We start from the raw sequence: 1,868 nt of genomic DNA, 5'->3' as shown, positions 1-1,868 counted from the left end.
GGCACCGCGCCGCCCAGCGTGAAGCGGTCGTAATGGGTGTAGACGAGACGGATTTCGCCCTTGGCGAACAGCCCCTCGCCAAGGAAGTGCGACCGCAGCGCGGCGGTGTCCATGCCCTTCGCGTGCTCGGGGTGGATGGCGTGGCGGGTTTCGACGGTGAGCATGATCGGTCCTCTTGCGTGGTGTCTCCGGCCGGGCGCAGAGCCATCTGACGGCACGTTTGTCAGATAGCCCTCTCTGCCCGACCTCTTCTGACATATAACTTGCACAATCTGTATTACAAATAAAGAGGGGGTCAACCGGCATCGCAGCCTCGGGCCCGGGGGGAGACCTGCGTCTGGGAAACGTCCCTTGCCATGCGGCGCGGCGTTGCTTGATGACGCAGGTCGTCGTGTCGTCTGAGGGAAGATCCGGCGTGGCCGGACCGGTCATGCCCCGAGACCACAGGTTGCGGCTCATCCCGCCCGGCCTGCTCTGCTTTTGACCTCTGCGAAGGTCGCCCCTCTTCCGCCATCCCCCGGGGTGAGCCAGCCCCTTTGAAGGGTTCCACCCACGAAGCCGGAAATCCGATAGGATTTCGGCGAACAGGAGGACTACGGAATGGTTGGAAAGCGAGAGAAGCCGGAAGACATTGTCACCAAGCTGCGTCAGGTCGAGGTGTTGCACGGCCAGGGCCTGTCGATGGCCGATGCGGTGCGCCAGATCGGGATATCGCAGCACACGTTCTACCGCTGGCGGAAGCAGTATGGCGGGATGAACCGGGCTCAGTTGTCGCGGCTGAAGGAGCTCGAGAAGGAGAACCTGAGGCTGCACCGGGCGGGATCTGACCTGACGCTCGAGAAGCTGATCCTGACCGAGGCTGCTCAGGGAAACTTCTGAGCCCTTCGCGCCGCCGCGAGTGCGTCGAGCATGTGTGCCAGACACTCGGCATCTCCGAACGCCGGGCTTGCCGGGTGCTTGGCCAGCACCGCTCCACGCAACGCAAGCCACCACGGGGCCGGGAAGACGAGGCGCGGCTGACCGCCGACGTCATCGAGCTGGCCCGGGAGTATGGCCGCTACGCCTACCGCCGGGTCGCCGTGCTGCTGCGCCAGGCGAGCTGGCAGGTGAACCACAAGCGGGTGGCGCGCATTTGGCGGCGCGAAGGGCTCAAGGTCCCGCACAAGCAGAAGAAACGCGGCCGCCTCTGGCTGAACCCTCTCGTGACATCACTGCGTGCTGCACTGCCGGGCAGTGGACGGCTCCTGCGTACGGCTGAAGCATGAACACCCCAAAGTTTTCCGCCAAGAAGAGCCTGGACAGCTTCGACTTTAAGGCGATCCCGAAGCTCAACAAGATGCAGGTGCTGGAATTTGCCCGTTGCGAATGGATCGAGCGGCGCGAAAACGTCATTGCGCTCGGCCCGAGTGGCACGGGCAAAACCCATGTTGCTCTGGGACAGGGATTGGCCGTTTGTCAGAAAGGAATGTCGGTCAGCTTCACTACGGCCGCAGTACTGGTCAATGAGCTGATGGAAGCCCGCGACGAGCGCCGCCTCCTGCGGCTCCAGAAGCAGCTCGCCTCCGTCGAACTGCTCATCATCGATGAGCTGGGCTTCATGCCTCTGTCAAAGACCGGCGCCGAGCTACTCTTCGAGATGATCTCGCAACGCTACGAGCGCGGCGCCATGCTCATCACCAGCAACCTGCCGTTCGACGAATGGACCGAGACCTTCGGAACAGAGCGGCTGACCAGCGCTCTGCTCGACCGCCTGCCCCGACTGGCAATAGCCGCATTGCGCGACCTCGTTTTCGACCCAGGCCTCGACCACGCGGCGACCGATCTCGGTGTCCTCGACCGTCTCGATGGTTCGGATTTCGAGACCCGCG

General features: G+C 63.5%; 2 pseudogenes. Both read left to right on the top strand.

Annotation, left to right across the window (positions count from 1 at the left end):
• Positions 1-600 precede the first annotated feature (600 nt).
• Positions 601-1,196 (top strand): annotated as a pseudogene (locus LCM15_RS22690) (transposase); the annotation flags it as partial.
• Positions 1,197-1,261: 65 nt separating this feature from the next.
• Positions 1,262-1,753: pseudogene (gene istB / locus LCM15_RS22685) on the top strand (IS21-like element helper ATPase IstB); the annotation flags it as partial.
• Positions 1,754-1,868 lie beyond the last annotated feature (115 nt).

The sequence above is a fragment of the Salipiger bermudensis genome, assembly GCF_020171625.1.
GTDB lineage: Bacteria > Pseudomonadota > Alphaproteobacteria > Rhodobacterales > Rhodobacteraceae > Salipiger > Salipiger bermudensis_B.
This window is presented reverse-complemented; position numbering and strand designations above follow the sequence as displayed.